Source organism: Neobacillus cucumis (genome assembly GCF_002860255.1).
Classification (GTDB): Bacteria; Bacillota; Bacilli; order Bacillales; family Cytobacillaceae; genus Neobacillus; species Neobacillus cucumis_A.
In genome coordinates, this window is sequence record NZ_PGVE01000107.1 from 142,280 (window position 1) to 164,435 (window position 22,156).

The window sequence follows — 22,156 nt, forward strand, 5'->3', positions numbered from 1 at the left end:
TAGTACCATCCATACGACTGATGGATGGTGCTTTCTTTGGAAACTTATTCTTGTTTCAAAAGTTGCAGTGGATTACTCTATAAGGTTTTTTCTCCATTTATAATATAATAGTGTTTTACATATGTTACCGATAAAACTGTTAGAATGATAGATTTTTAGATCGTATCCTCTAACTCCACCAAGCTTCATTTTGAATTCATTAATTCCTTCACCTTCTTTTCCAGCCACAACACCACCCATATTATACCATTTAAATCCTCTTTGCTTTACAGTTTGTATTTCTTTCCAATGCAAGTATTTGTTAGCCCTTCCTACTAATCTCTTTTCGCTAGAGTTACTCTTTGAAAACCGAGCGGATACAGAATACAATCCATATGATTGGCTATTATCTCGGTCTAACAGCATACAATGGGCAACTAGAATATTATTTTGTTCATCTGAAATAACTGTCATTAATAAAGAATCATTATTTCTAAGTGTAAAAAGCTTTTCTAAAACACATTTATCAATATTTTTTTCTTTTGCAAACGAATTAAAAAATCTAGAGAAGTTCAAAAGTTGTTCATCGGTTGCATTTTCATATTCAGAATAAATCAATCCATCCTTTTCAGAAGCTTTCCTAATCTCATACTTAATGCTTTTGTTAAAATTATTGTAAATGTCCTGTTCCTCTTTTGATAAATCCAAGATGAAATTGGGAATGAGAATTTCAAATGAGTTATTTTTTTTATTCTTTTTAACTATAGGTCCATCTAGAGGATTAGTTAAAAGTCGAGTATTGATAATAAGGTCTGCTTGATTAGCATTAATCTCTTCTAGTTTCCTTTGCCCATAAACTTCTGTTACATTTAAAAGATTCCTTTTATAATTGATCGTTATCATGGTCTTATACTACCTTCCCACTTTTTGTTAATTTAGAATCAAACTAAAACAGAAGTTGCTTTTTGTGGCTTACTACGATAAGCTGGAAAGAACTGCTGATCAGCTGATTCACCATAGTATTTCTCCCATTTTTCAATTAACCAGTTATAAGTTTGAACGTTATGAACTTTCTTCCCAGTATAAAAATGGAGAAGTCCATTCGGGTTGAATCGGTACTTATATTGAAATAAAGAATCTCTTCCTATATGACCGCCACCCAAATGAAACTTATTAAGACCCACCTGTTTTCCCCATAAAGCCATTTGGTGAAGCAAATAAATATTTCCGCCCATATTTAAGAACTGTTTTTGCGAGCAGCCAAGATGATAATGCAAGGAATCACCGTCATACAAACATAAAGCTGCCCCAATCATTCTTCCTTCATAAAAAACTGAACCAATGACTGACATATTAGCTAAATCCGATAATAAACTGATTAGATACTCGATGGAAAAATAGGAATAGGCAGATGCTTGTAATTTATCCATTGTTTCTTTATATAATTTATAAAAATCGTCTACCATTTTAATGGCTTCTTCACTTTGAAAGGTTTTGAACTTTAATTCGTTCTTATATGCTTTATTCACGTTCCTTTTATGATTATTATGGTATTGACTAAAAATTTCTTTCTCGTCCTTTGTTAAATCTATAAAAACAGTTTCTCTATCATAAGCAACATCCATATAAGGGTTCATCAACTTATAATTTTCAAGCAAAGGATGAAAACGAATAAATTCACAAATAATATGTTCCTTTTGACAATACTCCTCAAATTCTTTTCTAAACTTTCTTAAACTTTGTTCATCTTCAACATTGCCTAAAGGACCGCCATATCCATAGGATGGTGTGATAATGTCAAATAAATCAACGTTTAGTTTTTCATTCTGAACAAAGGGCAATCCACTAATCTTTCTTTTTAGGAAAACATAACCTGCTTGATTTCCTCTCCCATCATCATAAAAAAATAAATGAGGTGCCCCGTCCCCAAAACGCTGATACAAATTTGAATAGGATGGATGGTAGAAAATATCTGTTTTCGAAAGTTGATTTAGTTTTTCCTCCCAGCGTATTTTCTGATCATGAGAAATTACCTCGTACATGCAATCCCCCCTTTTTCAGTCTGTAGGGTATGAATCAGCTTTAAAGATTTATCTAACGATGGCAGAAGTATAACATCATCAAACTTTATCATGACGGACCCGCCAGAGTAATTGCCAATATCAGCCTTATTCGATGTCCCTGCCAAATTATTAATCATATTTTTTATAAAGTTTTGCCCAGCTTCATGGGCATGAGGATAGCCGCCACCAAATCTAGGATTTATTTCCGAAATAAAATACCCTTTTTCCGTTTTGAAACAATCAATATCAATCGGCCCCACTGGGTTCAGTTTCCTTATTAACTCTTCTATCAAATGAATCAAACTTGGATCGTTAACAGAAAGCGACTTGTCGGTCTCTCCCGCCCTCATTTTTATTTTCTTTTTACAAAAAATATTTGTCGTACTGGCATTTAATAAATCAATATAGCAATCAATACCATATTCATCCCCATCCATAAACGGCTGGGCAATTAATTCACCTGAATCTCTCCAGACTGCCAGCAATTCCTTTAGGGAATTGACAATTGAGATTCCAATGCTTGCACTGCCATTTTTGGGCTTAACTATAATTGGAAAATCCAATTTGCCACTTTCGATTTCTGAGATGATTTTATTTAAATTTATGTACGTTGGAATCCCAGGTAAATGGTGCTCTTCTAGAAATTTATAGGTACGGTATTTGTCAAAGCAAATATCTACAATCTCTTTACTAGAAACAATTAATCTTATATTTTCTTTTTCAAAGTTCTCTTTTTGTTCGGCAAGCACACTTAATTCAGGATCTATTAGACTCAAAACAGCATCAATCTCGTGCTTTTGACATAGTTGCTTTAATTGCAGCAAATATTCAGGATTAGTAATCGCAGGAACAATTTCAGCAAAATCGGCAAATCGTAATGCAGGTGCCGTTGCGTCACAATCGATTGCTACAACTTTACCTCCTAGTTTACTCAATTCCTCTTTAAAATATTGAACTAGCTTAACTCTTCTTCCAGCGCTGCAAATTAAAATATTCATTATATATCCCTCTAGTCTATTTTTTTAAAATACATAAAGGTCTTCATTGAAAAATTCTTTTATCGTCTCTTTTTTTCGTACGACAAAAAACTCTTTGTTTTCGACTGCTATTATGCTTGGTCTTTCTTTTATAAAAGGCGGGTTAAACACAATCGTATATGCCCCAACATTATCAAAAATAATATAATCGTCCCTTTCCGGTAATTCCCCTTCCACGTCATAAGCCAAATAATCCTTTTCCATACAGGTATAACCAACAATGTTATACATTGCATGTGACTGCTGTTCTACATTTTTCTTTACAAGATGCATGGGTAGATTTCTTTTATGCATGGTAGGTTTAACATTGTGCACACTACCATCTATGAGGACAAAAAATTGTTCCTGAACTGTTTTAATATCTATCACTTTTGCAATAAATTTAAACGCATTTGCCACCATCGAAATACCAGGTTCTAAAATTAAATAGGGTTTTCTTGGTTTACCTCCAAATTCTGCGTTCATGATTTTACAAACCTCTTCAGCGTATTCATCAAAACTTGGGATCTGTAGATTAAAGCTGGATGGAAGTTCTCCATAAATTCCACCACCTATATCAATATATTCAACTGAATCTGGAATGTATTGCTTGGCTAATTCACATAATCCCTTTGTAATGTTCCTATATGTTTCCACCTTTCTTTCTCTGGTAGAAAAATGACCATGTAAACCTACGATTTTAATATTCTCCAATTCTATGAGTTTTTGAACTGCTTTTTGAAAATTTCCGTTTGATACACATAGCCCAAATCGGCTTACTTCATACCCTTCTTGAAGAGGACTTTCGCCATTATTGGAAATATCGAAGTTTACTCTCAACCCTGCCTTTACTTGTTTATTCCTTTTTTCTAAGCAATATTGAATGACATTGTCTACTTCATATAGAGAATCAAGGTTTATGATACTTTCATTTTTTATAGCTGTTTCTATATCCTCATACGTTTTTAATGGTCCATTAAAAATGATGTTTCTCGGATTTACATCGATTTTTATAGCTAAATCATATTCTAATCTCGATACAACCTCAGCATATGCACCCAACTGATCCATCTGACTACATAAATAAGGTAAATAATTTGTTTTATAGGAATACCCTATTAGAAAATTTTCATATCTGCTTTTAAATGCATGTTCTATTTTTTTGAAGTTATTCCTTAACTTATTAACATCAAGTAAGAAAAATGATGATCCATACTCTTGTTCCAAACCCTTAATTAGATCGTAATTTAACTGCATGTATTCTCACCCTTTTAGCCCTATTTAAACATTCATTCTTATTCTTGCATTGGTATTCCCACCAAGCCTCACCTTATTTATAAAATATTGAATGACAGATTTATCAACGTCTTCATCAAATTTTCTTGCAAAAAAATGATTAGATTCCTCAATTTGTTGTATATCTTTACTAGTTAAACACAAAGGGGATCCTATATCCGTAAAGGATTCTCCCCATTTTAAATATAATAAATTGTTCTTAACTACTTTAGATCTTAGTGGTGAATTCATAATTAATGTGTGAAAAAACCATTCATCTGGAGCCAGGGTATGTTCAAAAAATTTATAATACCAGTCATTCTTATCTATAAATTCAATGATATACTGAGCAGCTTCAAGTGAGATTGTAAACCACTGTGAACCAGTATAAAACGTATATTCTTTTGGCCACCGATTATTATTGGGGAATAGATTGATTCCCTTTTGGTATAAATCATGAATAATTCTCCTGTAGATCCTAAAGGGATGAGCTGAATTAAAACGTCTCCTTGTTACTTTTGGCCAATTAATCTCCATTCCAACTAAATCTTTCTTCGTGATCTCTCGAAAACCCATATAAATTTTCCCCGTGTTTGCTATTAGAAAATCCTTAAAGCCCTCCTTAACCAATATATCTTGCCCGCTTCTTAAGCAGACATAATCATAATTTTTCTTAGATGCCATTACCTCTCTCAATAACAAAAGAGTGGCCGTAATTTGGCTAATATTTCCCCACTCACAGACAACACAATTTTCGAGTACTTTTACATTGGGATGTTTCAATATTTTACCGTGAATTTTTTCGTAACTTCTCCTATCTATATGAACATATACATCTGCTTGATTATCAGAAATAAGCTGTTGGATAAACATATTTACTTGTTCTGGGTTTTTATGAATCTGTAAAATAAATGCGGTTCGAGGTGTATTCATTCAACTATCTCCTTTAAAAGATGAAATGAGGAGTTGTTCTTAAAATAGAACATTTTGAATAAAAAAATTTTTTGAAAGAGATTTTAATTAACTGTTTATGAAATGAATCAATATATTATCTACAAACTTTAATCTAATTTTAGTTCTTTATAATGAACAAGTCAATATAGCATTACCTAATCCTTTAAAAAACCCCTGTTATCATAAATATAAAAAAGTCCAAATCCATGTTAAGTAGATACACAAGTAAAGCGATATGTCTTAGTGAATGATTATGAAATATCCATCCAAATAGTTTAATTGATGCTTTAAGCAGCTTTAGTCGTTTCCTCGAGTAATATACTTCATCCTTTAACGCTTTTAATAATGGAGTAAACTTGTCATTAAAATCGGAGTTAAACATCGTTTCCGATGTTTGACTATCATAAAGAGTGTCGATAAGCCCTAACATCGTTTCTTCATCAAACTTCTCTACTAAAATAATATGTTTGAAATTAACTAACCATTGATGATAGGTACTGGCAATTTTATGATTACTATTTGGCAGCACTAAACAAGGAGTATTGGTAATGGCACAAAAAATCATCCCATGGAGTCTATCAGTAACGACAACTTTTGCACTTTTAAAATTTTCCAAAAACCTATCCAATTCCTTCATAGCAAATTCTACAGAGTAATTATTTATAACAGTGTCATGCTCACTCACTTTTTTGTATCTATCTTTTATAGAGGATACAAGACTGTCTGTTAGATTTCTGGATATTTTTTTCTCAAGATCATTTCGTAAACAAATAATAATACCATCCCTTTTTAAAATAGGCTCAATTCTATTAAGAGATAGGACTATGTCTGGAACTAAATAAACATTATTTTTCCTAAAACAATCTTTCATTATTTCATATGATTGCATTTCTCTTGCAAAGATGTGCAAATTTTGATGCTTTGAGTAGATTTTTATACTTTTATCAAGGGATTTCTTTTCTTGAAAATGAATAGATTGAGGAAACGAAATAATTTTATTATTAGGGAATAAATGAATAATGTATCTTCTATAGCTCTCCAACCCTTCATACAGGTCACCCATATTCCCGCCGCCGATGATTGTAATGATATCGACATCATTAATCAACTTCTTTAATTTGATAATCATAAAAAAATCATCAACATGTATAGGGATAATTTTGTGTCTGGGAAAATGATCCCTTAAAAAGTTGATTTGGGCATGTGTTATCGCTATGTCGCCAAGATTCCCATAATCAGCAGCAATCGCCACAATGATTTTTGGTTCGTTTTTGGAAATTAAGGAATCATGATTAATACCAGAACGTAAACTTTTAATTTTTAATCTCCATCCGATTGGGACAATTTTTGTAACAACTGAACTCTTTAAACTTTCTATTTTTTCTAACATGTATATCCCACTCCGTTAAATTTCATTTACTTTTTGATGGAATCTGCCAAAGATTTAGGTACGGTTATGAAATTTCTTATGTTATTTATTAACTTATTTTTTTTAATTAACACATTTGAAGGCGGAATGGAATTTTGAGCTAATTCAATGGCGGCCCCAGTAGAATACATATCACCTTTGGCAGTTGAATTGGAAATTATATTTCCAGAAATCGTTAAACTTTTTAAGAAACCATTACCGCTTTGTGTTTGGACGATCCCCTGTTCACCGCCAGAAATAATATTATTTGAAACTAATATATTAGACATAAGTCTATCGTTTGCTAAAATATTAACACCTGAAGCTTTTACCACCTTGTTCTTATCAAATGTTACATTTGATGTAGTTCCTTTGATATAAAGAGCATACTCATCTATATTTGCAAAAGTATTCCCGCGTACTAATAAACCTGTAATACGTTTATTATCATAATAGTTATAATCAGTAAAAATACCGTACTCAAAATTTTTAAAAGTATTATCAGATACAGTTGTTTTTGTAATATTTGTTGCAGTAGCAAAAAGATAGACACCTGTTTTTCCTGTACCTGTAAAACTGTTTTGATAAATCTTTGTATTTTGTGAACCAGCTGCAATAGATAGGCCATTTCCTTTTGTCATAATACTATTTTTAAATATTTGAGTTCCCTTTGAGAGAATTCCCCAAGTCCCTTCGATAACAATCCCGTTCCGAGAATGTATGTTATTATTGTAAATTTGGAGATCCTCGTTCTTTATCCAAACATATACAGACGCAACATTAAGCATATTTTGATAAACCTTTGCGTTTTTGGTTTCCATAACAAGAAACTGACCAGCTGTACAAGTTATTTTATTCCGAAAAAAATCAACATTGTAGTAAAAATTGCCTTCATCTTTACCTCCTTCCAGTTGAACACAATAGCCCTCCGTATTGGAGGAGAATGTATTATCCCAAATTTTTGCATCATTAAAGGATATTTTTTCCCAAGGTTCAAAGTGCAGAGCAGGACGGCCGACCTTAGACGTACTGGTATTATTAAAAATTTGTAAATGATTGACTTGCTCAAGTACAATATTGGACCGATGATTATCTACAAGAATATTATTAGAAATAATGACTTTATTGCTCGATTTCTCAGAACCTGAAATAGAGATTCCATCTCCAACCGCATGAATAAGCCGATTATTGTCAATGAATATATTTTTACTATCCCAAGCAAAAATACAATGCATGTGTTCTATTCCCTTTGGATGTTTTTTAGAATTCCCATCAATTGTTAAGCTTTGGATTTTAACATTACTAACGTTTATCAAATTGACAACCCGTGTATAATCATCGGATGCCTGATTGGATAATTTTAACGTGACAATATCGCGGCTTTCTCCGACTAGATTAACCTTGGATTTAAGAAAAATCGGGTGTAAAATATAGGTTCCCTTTGGTATGAATACGTCTCCTCCCCCTTTTGCCGCTGCATGATCAATGGCTTTTTGGATTGCTCTTGTATCATCATGCTTTCCATTTCCATAGGCACCAAAATCTTTAACATTTACATGAAGAGACTTAGAGGAAACAGAAACAGCAATTGTTTTCGCAACCCCTTCATAACTGATTTGAATGCTTGCAAAACCGGGTGCCACTGCAGTGATTAACCCAGTAGAGTTTACGGAAACTATTTTCTTATCTGATGTTGAATAGACACTTCGTTTCGAAACATTTTTACTAGAACCATCTGAATACTTAGCAATGACTGGGATACGTCGGCTATCTTTGAGTTTTAAAGAGTAGCTTGATGCATCTAATGATATAGAGGAAATAGATTCTTTTTCTACATTTCCTACTACTTTGTTTTGTACTATTAAATGACGGTTTTCCAATAAAAGCAAAATAACAGTAATTAATAAGAGCAAAATTGAATACAACCCCAGTTGTTTTCTCCGTTTTCTTTTATTGGTTTCCAATAATCCCCCTCCAGTAAGTAAACAGATTTTAATTTAGGATTCTTGTATTCTAATCATTCAAACTGTTTCAAATTGAAAAGAAGGATCTTTATTCTTTTAAGGGCTGTTATGGGCTTATTTTGACTTTATATAATTAGATTCTAGCTGCTTTATGATTTCATTTATTAACTCCTCCACCTCTAATTTATCTGATTTTTCGACTCTAGTGTATGTGTACATCAAAATCTTTTGAAACTGTTCTTGAGTCATTTTTTTTGATAGATTGATCATTTTAATTCACTCTCTTACCTGTTTTTACTGGGAATCAGTTATTTTACCTAGCAGGAAATAAAATTTAAAATCCCATTGATTACTCTCATTTGTTGTTCCTCTGTTAAAGCAGAGCCAGATGGGAGGCAAATTCCCTTTTCAAATAATCCCTCTGCAACATTCTCTTTTTCATTATGAGAATAATATAATGCCCCTTTAAAAAGCGGCTGCATGTGCAGGGGTTTCCATACATGTCGTGCTTCTATATTTTCATCTAACAAAAACTCTATTAATGAATTACTGGATATTCCTGACGCTTCTTTATCAACTAATAAAGTTGTTAGCCATCGATTGGAATGAGTATTTTCTAATTCACTCATAAATGTAATCCCAGGAAGATTAGCTAAATATCGGGAATAGTGATTATAGATGGTCCTTCTTGCATTTACCCTTTCATTCAGAACTTCTAATTGCGCCCTGCCTATTCCAGCTAAAATATTACTCATCCGATAATTGTAACCAGCTTGACTGTGTTGATAGTACGGTGCGGGATCCTTTGCTTGAGTAGCTAAAAAACGTGCTTTTTCAATAGCTTCACTGTCGTTTGAAACAAGCATTCCACCTCCAGATGTGGTGATAATCTTATTCCCATTAAATGAATAAACTCCAAATGCCCCCATCGTTCCACTTGCTTTTCCTTTATAAGTGGATCCAAGTGATTCAGCTGCATCTTCGATTACTGGGACGTGGTATTTATTACAAATAGAAAGAATTTCGTCCATTTTCGCACTTTGCCCATATAGGTGAACGACTATTACAGCTTTCGGTAGAACTCCTTGTATGGCGGCATCCATTAAAGCACGTTCTAATGCTTCAGGAGACATATTCCATGTATCAGGCTCTGAATCAATAAATACTGGTTCTGCTCCTTCATAAATAATGGGATTGGCGCTAGCTACAAAGGTGAGTGTTGAACAAAATACCCGATCACCTCGTTTAACGTCAAGAAGTTTTAATGCCAAATGAATAGCTGAAGTTCCTGAACTGACTGCAAGAGCATCCCTAACTCCAACCAATGAAGCAACTTCCTTTTCAAAACCATCAACGTTTGGACCTAATGGTGCAATCCAGTTCATCTCAAACGCACTATCTATATATGTTTGCTCATTCCCACTCATATGTGGGGGAGAAAGATATATTTTTTCTTTGCCGTTAAACATCTTTCACACTCCCATTTATTTATTTTCAATAAAAAAAAATCGATTAAATAGGAATCGATTGTTTCATAAATTATTCTATACTATTAAAAATAGTTGTTATTTACAATGATGTGGTAGTTGACTGATTCTCAGAAGGCTCCTCGCCAAACTTCGGCATTGTCACATGATTATAATTACTAATCCCATCTGAAGCTAAAACCTTTCTAATGGTTAGAAATAAAATCTTTAAATCAAGTTTAAAGCTACGATTCTCAACATACCATACATCCAGTTTAAATTTTTCTTCCCATGTGATCGCATTTCTGCCATTAACCTGGGCCCAGCCTGTAATTCCTGGTTTTACCAGATGGCGTTTAGCCTGTTCTTCATTGTATAAGGATAAATATTCAGATAGTAATGGTCTAGGGCCTATTAGACTCATATCTCCTCTAATTACGTTGATTAGCTGTGGAAGTTCATCTAAACTCCACTTTCTAACTCTCTGGCCAAAGGAAGATAACCGTAAATGATCTGGTAATAATTCACCGTTTTCGTCTCTTGCATCTGACATCGTTCGGAATTTATAAAGCTCAAAAAGTCTGCCATTTAAACCCGGCCGTTGTTGTTTAAAAATAATGGACTTTCCAATGTTTATTCTTAATAAGATTGCAGTTATGAGTATAATGGGAGAAAATAGTATCAAAATAAAGCAAGAGATTAGCAGATCAAATAACCGTTTCATATTCCACCTCTACTTCCTACATTTCGGGCGAATGGATTAGCTATTTATGATGATTTTATTGGATACCGTCCTTCCCAATTCATTTGGAATAATAAGATATTCCTTTTTATTGGGTTGACACTCGATAATAATCTCACAAATTCTATCAACATCTTCTAAGGCCAAATCTGCATAAAGAGGAAGTGTAAGGACTCTTTCGGCAATATATTTCGCGACTGGTGTATCGTTAGAATTAAATCGATCTTTATAACAATCAATGCTATTTGTTAAAGGGTAGAAATATTTGCGAGCGATAATATGATGTTCCTTTAATAATTCATAAATTTCATCACGATTCAATTTATAGTCTTCAAACACAACAGGAAAATATGAATTATTGCTTTTTACGCCCAACTGAATTTGGCACAGCTTAATCCCTTTAATCCCACTTAGATTTTCTCTATATCGTCTAACTACAGCCTTTCTTTTCATAATTTCATCATCTATGTGGCGCAAATTACAGATGCCCATTGCGGCCTGAAATTCATTCATCTTGGCATTGCCACCAACATACTCTACGGATTCAGGGCCCGTAATTCCAAAATTCTTTAAATCATTCAAGACTTTCCTTAAATTAGGATTCCTAAATGTTACTGCGCCACCCTCAATGGTGTTAAAGACCTTGGTAGCATGAAAACTAAACATCGAAGCATCCCCAAAGTTGGCCACTCCTTCACCATTGACTGTTATTCCAAATGCATGAGCAGCATCATAAATCACCTTGAGATTAAACTTTTTTGCAATCCTTTCAATCTCATTTACATTACAAATATTCCCATATACATGGACTGGAATAATCGCAGAAGTTTGATCTGTAATTAGCATTTCTAGTTTGTTTACATCTAAAGTATAATCATTCTCGTTAATGTCACAGAAAACTGGTTTCAGCCCGTTCCTTACAATGGCATGTGTGGTAGAGGCAAACGTAAACGGAGTTGTAATTACCTCGCCAGTAAGATTTAAAGCTGCAATGGCACATTCCAAAGCAGTATGGCCATTCGTAAAAAGCGTTACGTTTGGAGTATTCAAATAGTGAGTTAATTCTGCTTCAAGAAGTTTATGTTTTTCACCCATATTCGTCAGCCAATGACTTTCCCATAGGACTTTAATTTCTTCCATATACTCCTCAAAAGCGGGCATAGAGGACCTGGTTACTTGAATCGGTTTCATTATTAATATCCTCCCCTTATTAGGTTTCTTGTAACAAAAAAGAACGACTCCATTTCACCAGTCTAAGGTTTAGAGTCGTCCTTTGTTTCATTATCTACTTTCATTAGTAATCAGATGATCCATTCTCGTTACATATTCTTCATATTTCCTTGCAATAATCATTCCTTTGTGAATAGTCGCATCTGGTTCAATAGGAATATTCATATAACATCCTAAATGATTTAATACAACGTTATATCCAGCTAGATGACTAAATTCTACCCCTCCTGAAAATCTGGGATTGATCTCTAAAAAGTAAAGATCGTCTTCTTTCGTAGAGATAAACTCAAAACATACAGCACCTATAATATTTAGTTTGTTTGCAATATATTCACACAAACCTGTTAGATATCTATTTGAAATTATTTCTACAGTGGTTCCTGCACCCGATTTATTTCTTAATAGTTCTTTTCTTGAAATACTTACTACTTTTTTGGAAAGGAGGTCTTTAATCACATCAACAACTATAATATCTCCTTCAATATATGGCTGGATTATATAATCGTCTATTTTATTACAGGTAATAAAATAGTTTAATTCCTCTCTATTTTTTAATATAAAAAATCCTTGACTACTTCTTCCACTTCGTGGTTTGACTATAACGGGAAAATTAACATCTTTAACGTTTGTTTCTTTTAAAAGCATTGTTGGGATTGTTTTATTTATACCTATTTCTTTGAGGTATTCTGGTAATATATATTTATCTCTACATTTCTTTATTGTTTCTTCATTTGAAGTACATATTATAATACCGTACTGGTTTAACAAGAAATCCTTCTGTACACAAAGTAAATCTACTTCCAAGTCAATTAAAGGGATTACGTACCGAACATCATATTTTTTACAAATCTTTATTATAAACTCGAGATATGCTTCCATATCCAATACGGAAGGAGCTTGTTCAAATGCGTTCACATTATAGGCATCGGCAATCCACTCTTTTCTATATATATCGCATCCTACAACGTAATGACCATTAGCCTTTAATGTCTTTATCACTATGTCAGCAGCAAACGATCCTATGGATGTTACTAATATATTTGCCATTTGGAAAGCTCCCCTTCATTTTTGTTTTTATTTTTATTCGATGTACCCTTATTAGCAGAAGGAAACGTTTGTATTATAAGGATGCTCATCTTCGGTGCCAACGTTTATTTTATTTAAATAATCAAAAAATAAAGGTGTACCACCAGTATGCATAAATAAAATCTTCTTACCTTCTATTTTCTTTTGTTTTAAGAATTCCCTCATTCCCCAAAATGCCTTACCAGTATAGGTGGGATCTAAGGGTATACCATCAGTGTTTAAAATATCTTTTATTACTTTTATTATCTCAATGTTATATTCGCCATAACCATCAACAACATATTTATCTTCAAAACAAATATCCTCTTCCTTAAATAAAACTTCATCGCCTTTCAAATATTCTCTTATATTATTGAGAATAATTTCTTTTCCATTTGCTTTTTTACGGGCAATTGAAATGCCTACTATTTGTCTATTATCACCATTTAATAATCTTCCACATATTAATCCTGATTGGGTTGTACCTGTTGCTGATGCTAGAAAAATATAATCAAAACTAAATTGACTATCTTTTTCAAATTCAAGGATTTCATTATAAACCTCAACATAAGCCTTAATCGCTACTTTCTCATTTCCCTTACCATATATATCACCATAAATATAGTAAGGTTTTAATCCATTTGATTTGCATTCATTTAGAACCCATGAAACTGTTTGAGAAACATTTTCCTTTTTGCAAGGAATAAACGTAACCCCGAAGTTCTTAACCATTCGACTATTGTTCGTCTCAATGCGCTCTCCTGATTCATCTGCTGGTGAAATTACGTAACAAGGGATATTTTTTACTTTAGACATATTAGCAATGATTCTATTTAGATTTGAGCGACTATTTCCATATGAAATAATACAATCATAGTTTAATCTTTTCATATCTTTAAAATACTCTGAAGCAAATCTAACTTTATTACCTCCAAATGAAAAAGGAAGTAAATCTTCACGTTTTATATAAAAATCATTCAAACCATCACTATAATTTAACTTATGAATTTGGGTTGGAGAGAAATGTTCTTCCAAATAAATACCCCCATTCTAAAGATTTATTTATGTAAATAACTGACCCTTCTTCTCCTCCTAAAAAACTCTTTACCAGTTGATTGCAGGTAGGTATAACACTCCAACTTTATAATATTCGCTAGACTTATATAAACAAAAACTCCTACCGATATTTGAAGTGTCAAATTTAGGAGCGGCAATAGTTCTAAAAACTTTAGGCTATAAACTACTGCTCCCATTACAAGAGAGATGATTAAGGAAGGAGAAATATCTTTCCATTGCTCCAGGTAACTATAATTTAGTAACTTCAGATTAGGATATGCATTGATAAAAGCAGAAATTATTCCTCCAATTAGAACACCTAAAGCCATCGTATATACACCAAATGGAATACTTATTATTAGAATGATAATACCTATTATTTTCTTTATAATTTCTAATTTTAAGAATATATCACTGCGTCCAATTGCATTTATTGCTTGCAAATTCGCCGTATGAATAGGCCATAACGCATATGAGGCACAAAATATTAACATGAAAGGTACGGTTGGCAGCCATTTCTCTGTAAGCATAATTTTAACTAATGGCTCTGCTATAACAGCCAAACCAACCATCATGGGAAAAATAATAAAAGAGCTGGTCACGATGGATCTACGCACCATCTCTTTTACCCTTTGTTTGTTATCTTGATTAGATGCTAAAGCTGGAAGCATTACTGATTGAATGGAACCATTAATGTTACTTACGAAGAGACTTGGAAACTGTTCACCTTTATTATAAAAACCCAATATAGCCGGACTAAACATTTTACCAATAAGAAGACTTCGTAAATTTGTATACAGGGTATCAAGTAATGACGACACTAATAACTTCCAACCAAATGAGAATAAACTTTTTACTCTTTCAAATGAGAAAAGTAATTTCGGTCTCCATTTTACCGTAAACCATAGAATGAATGTATTCATCAGTTGATTAATTACTTGTGACACTACCAATGCCCAAACACCAAAACCACTAATTGCTAATACAATCCCTGTTATCCCCGAAACCACTAATGCACCTACACTACTTAAAAACAGTTTTTTGAATTGCATGTTTTTCCCCATAACAGCATTTTGAATTGAACTAAAAGGGGCCAATAACAATGTTACAGAAAGTATTCTCAGCATAAGCACTAGTTGCATATCTTCATAGAATGCTGCTATAAAAGGTGCAGTAAAAAAAAGTACAATATAGAGAATACTTGCAACTATTATGTTTAAGTAAAAGACAGATGAATAATCCAATTCATCCACATCTTTCTTTTGAATCAGTGCAGTATTAAAACCACCTTGAACTAGAACTCCAGAAATAGCTATAAAAATAGTAATAAGTACGATTGTACCGAAGTCTTCTGGTCTAAGGAGACGGGCTAACACAATCGACACGATAAACTGTATACCTTGTACTCCGATACGTTCCATAAATTTCCAAAATAAAGAGGAAATGATATTTGATTTTGTTACTTCAATATTCATAAATTTAATTTCCTTTTTATAGTGATCAAAGACATTAATATGCCTGGAAAGTAACCTTGAAGAAACATACGAGCCCTATCTTTATACCCAAATTCCGAATAGATAAATTTGAATTCCTCTTTTAATGCTTCTTTAAACTTTTCCTGTTCAACTAAGAGATAAAACTGAATGCGCTTCTTTGTTCTGGTAATCACATGTTGATATTGAAGGTTTGTATATTGATTTATTCTATTAAGCATAATGCTAATCTGATCAAAGTGCTTAATTTTATTATCTATAGTAGAAAAGCTAGAAACCGTCCAGGAGCCGCTGTCTCCTACTCGATAAGCAGACATCAATTCATCCATATAATAAACTGTACCTTGTAAGGCTAAATTTATGGCAAGTGGATAATCACCTACAGGTGCCTTTTCAAAAAATCCAGGCCGATTTCTGTCTAATTCCGTTCGGTAAAGCATTGAATTTGTTAAGAAAAGGCCTCCGCCAAATTCAATTATTTCCTCTGCTGTATAAATTTTATTTATTTTGTTAGGTCGACTATATCTTTGTATTTCCTTATTTGATGCTGACACAACATAACCGGCATGAACACATAAACTGCACTCAGGATGACTTTCCATATAGTCTACTTGTTTTTGCAATTTATATGGATCTGTCCAATAATCATCTCCCTCACAAACTGCTAAATACTTCCCTTTTGCCCTCTTTACATTGATCCCTGATGCTTTAATTCCTTTTAAGTGCTGATTTTCAGTTTGATAAATAGGTTTGATGATATCAGGATATTTTTCTTCAAATTCTTTAATAATAGAAGAAGTTCCATCAGTCGATGCATCGTCGTGTATCAAAATTTCAAAGTCGAAGTTTGTTTTTTGCATTAAAAAACTTTCAATTGCATCGGTTACATAGTCTTCATGGTTATAGGTAGTACAACTTATGCTAACTAATAAATTTTTCACAAGTGATATCCTCCTAAACTAGGCATTTTCTATTTTTCGATTAAAAAACAAATCCCTAAATAATGTAAGTACACCCCTTGCGAATTTGGAATAGCGCAATGTAATAAATTCAATGGATGCTATCCTCAGATTATTCATTAAACTGCTATTTAACTTCATTCTGTTCTCATAATGTAAACAAAGTTTATTAAATCTTTGTATGGTTCTATTATCTTGTATGACTATATTAGATTCTTCGAAGTCGTTTTTTATGTTTTGTAAATTGCTATAAGTTTTCTCAATCTGATCAAACTGATTCTTTTTAATACAACTAATTACGGATTGGTGAGGTTCTAGGTTTGCCCAATTTAATGCTCCAACTTGGTTTGAACCGTGCTGCCTATAATAAATTAATGGATCATTCAGATATTTAATTGAACCTGGATAGATTGCAGCAATAATTAACCCAATCCATGCATCATGTATCCAATTTACTGGGAATTTGTTTGCTTTTAAGGAGCTTTTCTTAAAAGCCATCGTACAGCCTGTTATTACATCTCTAAACATCAGCACATCAAATTCTCTATTCTGATCAATGATTTTCTTTTTTCGCTCATCAAATCCTAATGATTGGTACAGGGTGTATCCTAAGAATGTCAGGTTGTTATCCACTACGATTCCATTCGTAAAAACTAAATTTAAGTTATGATGATTAATAAACTCTTGCTCAATCATGTTTAGTTTATTTGGCAGCCAATAGTCATCCTGATCGGATAAAAAGATAAGATCCCCTTCGCATAGGTTTATACATTTTTCAAAATTCTTTGTGCTTCCTAAATTATTTTCATTCCGATAAATACTAACTTTAAAGGTTGCTGTTTTTTTAAAGTTTTGTAAAATAGCCATTGTGTCATCTGTAGAACCATCATCACAAATCACGACTTCATCTGGTAACCTAGATTGGTATAGTATGCTTTGCAATTGCTCTTTCAAGTAGTTCTCACCATTATAAGTGCATAATGCGATTGAAATTGAAAAGAATTTCTCCATTATTTATTGCACCTCTTTAGAACGATACCTATATCCTTTCGTTAAACTCTCTAAAACTTTGCAGATGCTTATCTTTTTCAGAGAGAATAATCTTTTCATTAACTAAATCTAATGGCCAATGAATGTTTAAATCTGGGTCATCCCATATAATTCCATCATCGTACTCCCCATAAAACTTTTCTGAACACTTATATGAAACAATGGATGGTTCGATCACCAGATATCCATGCCCAAAATGTTCTGGAACATAGAGCGATTCCTTCTTCTCACCAGAAAGAAAAAAACCTCTCCACTTCCCATAAGTTGGCGAGGTTTTTCTTAGATCGACGATCACATCAAATATTTTCCCGGTAATACAACGAACCAGTTTAGCTTGCTCTCTTACTCTTTGAAAGTGAACCGCCCTGATCACCCCTTTTTCAGAGCTCGTATAAAATACTTCCTTTAACTCATGGTCAAGTCCATTATCCTTAAATACTTCTTCAGAATAATCCTTGATAAAATGGCCTCTTTCATCATATGCTACAAAGGGATTAATCAAAAATGCCCCTTTTAAATCCAATTCTTCAAATGAAAACTTTTGAATCATTGATAAGCTCTCCTTCAGGTAGTTTGCATCTTTCCATTAGTCAATCCAAGAATCGTTTCAAGTATATTTTCTTCAAATGTATTTGCGGCATCAAATTTCGTATCCCTTACAAAATCGGTTGTATCAAACCATTCCCAATAATACTTCAAACCATCCTCAGGCTTTTCACCAATTCCAAGTTCCGCCCCATTACCATAGACATCCTTTAACGCAAGTAGATACTCTTTTAAAATACGTGGTGAACCACTTCCAATAAAATAACAATTTTCGCTTGTTACTTCTTTACCTAAAAGATATAAAGCCTTAGCTGCATCGTTCACATACATTAAATCGTATGGTTGTTCCGCTTTCGAAAACGATGGTTTATTCCCTTTTCGTAATTCTTGAAGCGTATAACTAATAATATTTCCTGTTTCATTATGGCCTCCATAAATATTTGACAGTCTTGCCCAAACAAATGGCAAATCAAGTTTTTTACACAAAACATCTAAAAGGCAATGTGCGGTGTGCTTAGCAATACCATAAATGGTATTCTCTGCCTTCACTTCAATATTTAAAATATTTTCTGCTATTTTTTCCGTGATAGTTCCTGTGCAAATGAATTTTTTACAATTTAATTTTTTGGCTGCTATCGCACTATCACAAGCATATTGGGCATTTAACAACTGTACTTGATAATTGGCTCTATCACCGCCACTTGTTCCTTCCCAGGCTAAGTGGTAAAAAACATCGATATCGTTGTCAGGAACCAAATCAATTAGACTGGATATGGAATCAAGTTCACAATATACAATCTTAACATTTTCTGGTAGAGTATTATTTTTCGAATCTTTATTCCTTACAACTGCAATAACTTCGATATTATTCTTTTGCATTTCCTTAATAAGTGTACTTCCTATATATCCATTTGCCCCAGTTACGATTGCTTTTTTCATTTACCTCACCCTACCGTAATTTTTGAACGTTCGCGTTCATGATTTTCCATAAACTCTAAGATTTGTGCATCCATCACATGGGCAATATGCCCTCTATTTAAATATACTCTGGTCCATTCAACGGTTTTCTCAATAGCCTTTTCAATATTCCATCTAGGCTCCCAGCCAAATGTCCTCTTTATTTTGGAACAGTCCAATTTTAAGAAATGGGCTTCATGCGGGCCTCCATCGGACTGATTAACCCAGCGTAAGCCTTCTCCCCATACCTTACAAAATAAATCTGTTAATGTTTCTGTTGATACACAATCATTCTCATTTGGCCCAACATTGTAATAACCTTCGTCCTGTTTGTTTTGGTATTGTTTTTCGATAATTAATAGATAGGCATAAAGCGGCTCAAGTACATGTTGATACGGCCTGATTGATGAGGGATTCCTTACGATGATCGGTTCATTATTAGCTGCAGCCCTAATGCAATCAGGAATAATTCGCTCATTAGCAAAATCTCCGCCGCCAATTACATTTCCTGCTCTTGCCGAAGATATGGAAATATCTTCATTAGAAAAAAATGAGTTTTTATAACACTGTGTTATCATTTCTGAACATGATTTACTATTGGAATAAGGATCAAAACCATTTAAATTGTCAGTTTCTCTGTATCCCCATTCCCACTCATGATTTTGATATACTTTATCTGTCGTCACATTTAGGACAGATTTTATGGTTTTACTTTCCCTGACACATTCAAGAAAATTAACTGTCCCCATTACATTTGTTTCGTATGTATAATGAGGATCACTATAAGAATCCCTTACAATCGGTTGCGCAGCAAGATGGATGGCAATCTCCGGTTGGGCTTCATGGAAAACCTGCTTTAGCAATATTAAATCTCTAATATCCCCCATAATGGAGTTCATTTGATTCTCTATACCGCTAAGTGCAAATAGATTCGGTTCAGTTGGCGGCTGTAGTGCATAGCCAGTAACTTCTGCACCAGCATTAATAAGCATTTTGCATAACCATGTTCCTTTAAAACCGGTATGACCTGTTACAAATACCTTTTTACCTTTGTAAAAGTTCAACATAATCCCACGCTTTCCAAGGAGCTTTTCCAGTTGACCATAAATTTTCTAATAACTCTTTATCTCGCAATGTATCCATACACTGCCAAAATCCATCGTGTCTATATGCCTGTAATTCTCCTATCCTTGCTAAGGTCTCTAATGGTTCTTTTTCAAAGACAGTTGAGTCGCCTTCAATGAAATCAATAACCTTAGGGTCTAACACCATAAATCCTCCGTTGATCCAACCACCATCTTCTTTCGATTTCTCTTTAAAATGGTTAATTTGATCGTCCTTATTAATGTCAAGCATTCCAAATCGTCCACCAGGTTGAATAGCCGTTATGGTTGCCATTTTATTATTCATTTTGTGGAACTCGACTAATCTTTCGATATCAACATTGGCTACCCCGTCCCCATAAGTAAGCATAAATGGCTCATTTCCAATATACTCTTTTACTCTTTTAATACGTCCGCCAGTCATTGTATTTATGCCGGTATCGATAAGAGTTACTTTCCATGGTTCAGTATGATTATTATGAACAATCATTTTATTTTCAGCTGTAAAATCAAATGTTACATCAGACATATGCAGGTAATAATCTGCAAAAAACTCTTTGATGACATACTGCTTATAACCGCAGCAAACAACAAAATCATTGTAGCCAAACGAAGAATAATATTTCATAATATGCCATAGGATTGGTTTACCGCCTATTTCAATCATTGGTTTAGGTTTCAAATGACTTTCTTCGCTTATCCGTGTTCCAAAGCCACCTGCTAGAATAACAACTTTCATGCTATTCCTCCATTCATCTTGATTAATAAATTGAAGTCCAAATTAAAAGGAGGAAGGCTTAGTCTATAAGCTTTCCTCCTTTTAAAAAGAAATAAAATTTAAAGATAATATCTGTTGTATATATGGATTTATAGAGTTTAAATTTTATAATGTTTGCTAAAAAACCACTTTTTGAGTGATATTGTAATGCTTTTTGTGTACTGCCGTTACCTAGGATCCTTTTAATATAATTTCTTCTTACTTCTTTTGATACTTCCAAACTTGTAATATAGGCTTGAGCTATGAGAGAAAACATTGTCACCGCATATTGGTGTTCCAAGTGGCGCTCGTTACTAGGATAAACCCCTTGTTGATAAAGGTAGGCGCGTATCCGATCATAGGTTATACTTTGCATCTCTACATCTTGAATTTGAAAACCCTTGGATGTTGAATTGACATTTGAACGATTATATATATATAGTGGTTCCTTTATAAAGCTAAAACGATTCGCATTTTTAATATAATCCAAGTTAAAAAGAACATCCTCACTTCTCGTAATGGATTCATCAAATCTAATTCTGTTATTTCTTATAATTTCAGCTCTATATAATTTATTCCAAACAAAATAAAGGATAAAATTCTCACAATACTTTGCGCATATGGTTAAAAATTCTTTCTTGTTATATGTTTGGTCCTCTACTTCACAATGAACAAAATATTCCTTTGCCAACTCATTTACATACATTTTTTGATACCCACAGGTAACTAAATCGGAATGACTGTGAAGTAAGGTATCGTACATTTTCTGTAACATATCAGACGTTAGCCAATCATCCGCATCCAAAAACTGAATAAATTCTCCTATGGCATGTTTTAATCCATAATTGCGCCCCGAAGCTATGGAGCCATGTTTTTTTTGAAGATATTTTATTCTTTCGTCTTTTTCCCCATACTTATTGCAAATTTCAGAAGAGCCATCGGTTGAGCCGTTATCGACCAAAATTAATTCAAAATCCTTAAATGATTGATTTAGGACAGATTGGATACAACGATCCAAATACTGCTCAACTTGATAAATGGGAACAATAATACTAATCTTAGGAATCTTCATA

20 protein-coding genes are annotated in these 22,156 nt (G+C 33.3%); all 20 read right to left on the reverse strand.

The features are described from left to right. Nucleotides 1-72: 72 nt before the first annotated feature. The 20 genes from CVD27_RS27275 to CVD27_RS27370 all read right to left on the reverse strand — a co-directional run bounded on the left by CVD27_RS27275 (nucleotide 73) and on the right by CVD27_RS27370 (nucleotide 22,155). The gene (locus CVD27_RS27275) at nucleotides 73-882 is read right to left on the reverse strand and encodes a peptidoglycan bridge formation glycyltransferase FemA/FemB family protein (protein ID WP_101652370.1); all 810 of its coding nucleotides are present in this window, start codon (nucleotides 880-882) and stop codon (nucleotides 73-75) included. 38 nt (nucleotides 883-920) lie between these two features. Then, nucleotides 921-2,021: a lipid II:glycine glycyltransferase FemX gene (locus CVD27_RS27280; protein ID WP_101652371.1), complete on the reverse strand. Its 1,101-nt coding sequence runs from the start codon at nucleotides 2,019-2,021 to the stop codon at nucleotides 921-923. After that, nucleotides 2,009-3,040, reverse strand: coding sequence for an ATP-grasp domain-containing protein (locus CVD27_RS27285; protein WP_101652373.1), 1,032 nt, complete (start codon nucleotides 3,038-3,040; stop codon nucleotides 2,009-2,011). The genes CVD27_RS27280 and CVD27_RS27285 overlap by 13 nt, the downstream gene beginning before the upstream one ends. A gap of 24 nt (nucleotides 3,041-3,064) precedes the next feature. Continuing rightward, entirely contained in the window at nucleotides 3,065-4,315 is a 1,251-nt protein-coding gene (locus tag CVD27_RS27290) for a diaminopimelate decarboxylase (RefSeq protein ID WP_101652375.1), read from the reverse strand. 24 nt (nucleotides 4,316-4,339) lie between these two features. Further along, nucleotides 4,340-5,266 (reverse strand): beta-1,6-N-acetylglucosaminyltransferase, encoded by a 927-nt coding sequence (locus CVD27_RS27295; RefSeq protein WP_101652377.1) that lies wholly within the window; start codon nucleotides 5,264-5,266, stop codon nucleotides 4,340-4,342. A 184-nt stretch (nucleotides 5,267-5,450) separates the two neighbouring features. Further along, nucleotides 5,451-6,677, reverse strand: a complete 1,227-nt coding sequence (locus tag CVD27_RS27300) for a polysaccharide pyruvyl transferase family protein (RefSeq protein ID WP_101652379.1) — start codon at nucleotides 6,675-6,677, stop codon at nucleotides 5,451-5,453. A gap of 26 nt (nucleotides 6,678-6,703) precedes the next feature. Continuing rightward, nucleotides 6,704-8,659 carry a right-handed parallel beta-helix repeat-containing protein gene (locus CVD27_RS27305; RefSeq protein ID WP_101652381.1) on the reverse strand — a complete coding sequence of 652 codons (1,956 nt, stop codon included), beginning with the start codon at nucleotides 8,657-8,659 and terminating at the stop codon, nucleotides 6,704-6,706. 317 nt (nucleotides 8,660-8,976) lie between these two features. Next, nucleotides 8,977-10,128 (reverse strand): aminotransferase class I/II-fold pyridoxal phosphate-dependent enzyme, encoded by a 1,152-nt coding sequence (locus CVD27_RS27310; protein ID WP_101652383.1) that lies wholly within the window; start codon nucleotides 10,126-10,128, stop codon nucleotides 8,977-8,979. A 100-nt stretch (nucleotides 10,129-10,228) separates the two neighbouring features. Next, complete coding sequence (locus CVD27_RS27315; RefSeq protein WP_101652385.1) at nucleotides 10,229-10,849, reverse strand: sugar transferase; 621 nt, start codon at nucleotides 10,847-10,849, stop codon at nucleotides 10,229-10,231. 36 nt (nucleotides 10,850-10,885) lie between these two features. Continuing rightward, nucleotides 10,886-12,058 carry a DegT/DnrJ/EryC1/StrS family aminotransferase gene (locus tag CVD27_RS27320; RefSeq protein WP_101652386.1) on the reverse strand — a complete coding sequence of 391 codons (1,173 nt, stop codon included), beginning with the start codon at nucleotides 12,056-12,058 and terminating at the stop codon, nucleotides 10,886-10,888. A gap of 90 nt (nucleotides 12,059-12,148) precedes the next feature. Further along, nucleotides 12,149-13,144, reverse strand: a complete 996-nt coding sequence (locus tag CVD27_RS27325; RefSeq protein WP_101652388.1) for an ATP-grasp domain-containing protein — start codon at nucleotides 13,142-13,144, stop codon at nucleotides 12,149-12,151. Nucleotides 13,145-13,195: 51 nt separating this feature from the next. Further along, nucleotides 13,196-14,197 (reverse strand): 1-aminocyclopropane-1-carboxylate deaminase/D-cysteine desulfhydrase, encoded by a 1,002-nt coding sequence (locus CVD27_RS27330; protein ID WP_101652390.1) that lies wholly within the window; start codon nucleotides 14,195-14,197, stop codon nucleotides 13,196-13,198. Nucleotides 14,198-14,220: 23 nt separating this feature from the next. Continuing rightward, nucleotides 14,221-15,693, reverse strand: a complete 1,473-nt coding sequence (locus tag CVD27_RS27335; RefSeq protein WP_101652392.1) for a lipopolysaccharide biosynthesis protein — start codon at nucleotides 15,691-15,693, stop codon at nucleotides 14,221-14,223. Next, a complete protein-coding gene (locus CVD27_RS27340) occupies nucleotides 15,690-16,652 on the reverse strand; it encodes a glycosyltransferase family 2 protein (RefSeq protein ID WP_257984515.1) in 963 nt (320 codons plus the stop codon). The genes CVD27_RS27335 and CVD27_RS27340 overlap by 4 nt, the downstream gene beginning before the upstream one ends. 18 nt (nucleotides 16,653-16,670) lie before the next feature. After that, a complete protein-coding gene (locus CVD27_RS27345; RefSeq protein WP_101652396.1) occupies nucleotides 16,671-17,681 on the reverse strand; it encodes a glycosyltransferase family 2 protein in 1,011 nt (336 codons plus the stop codon). A 28-nt stretch (nucleotides 17,682-17,709) separates the two neighbouring features. Further along, nucleotides 17,710-18,270 (reverse strand): dTDP-4-dehydrorhamnose 3,5-epimerase, encoded by a 561-nt coding sequence (gene rfbC, locus CVD27_RS27350; RefSeq protein WP_101652398.1) that lies wholly within the window; start codon nucleotides 18,268-18,270, stop codon nucleotides 17,710-17,712. 14 nt (nucleotides 18,271-18,284) lie between these two features. Then, entirely contained in the window at nucleotides 18,285-19,205 is a 921-nt protein-coding gene (locus CVD27_RS27355) for an NAD-dependent epimerase/dehydratase family protein (RefSeq protein ID WP_101652400.1), read from the reverse strand. A 5-nt stretch (nucleotides 19,206-19,210) separates the two neighbouring features. Beyond that, complete coding sequence (gene rfbG, locus CVD27_RS27360) at nucleotides 19,211-20,290, reverse strand: CDP-glucose 4,6-dehydratase (RefSeq protein WP_101652402.1); 1,080 nt, start codon at nucleotides 20,288-20,290, stop codon at nucleotides 19,211-19,213. Next, nucleotides 20,268-21,065 carry a glucose-1-phosphate cytidylyltransferase gene (gene rfbF, locus CVD27_RS27365; RefSeq protein ID WP_101652404.1) on the reverse strand — a complete coding sequence of 266 codons (798 nt, stop codon included), beginning with the start codon at nucleotides 21,063-21,065 and terminating at the stop codon, nucleotides 20,268-20,270. Before rfbF ends, rfbG begins: the two co-directional genes overlap by 23 nt. A 58-nt stretch (nucleotides 21,066-21,123) precedes the next feature. Next, nucleotides 21,124-22,155, reverse strand: coding sequence for a glycosyltransferase family 2 protein (locus CVD27_RS27370; RefSeq protein ID WP_101652406.1), 1,032 nt, complete (start codon nucleotides 22,153-22,155; stop codon nucleotides 21,124-21,126). Nucleotide 22,156 lies beyond the last annotated feature (1 nt).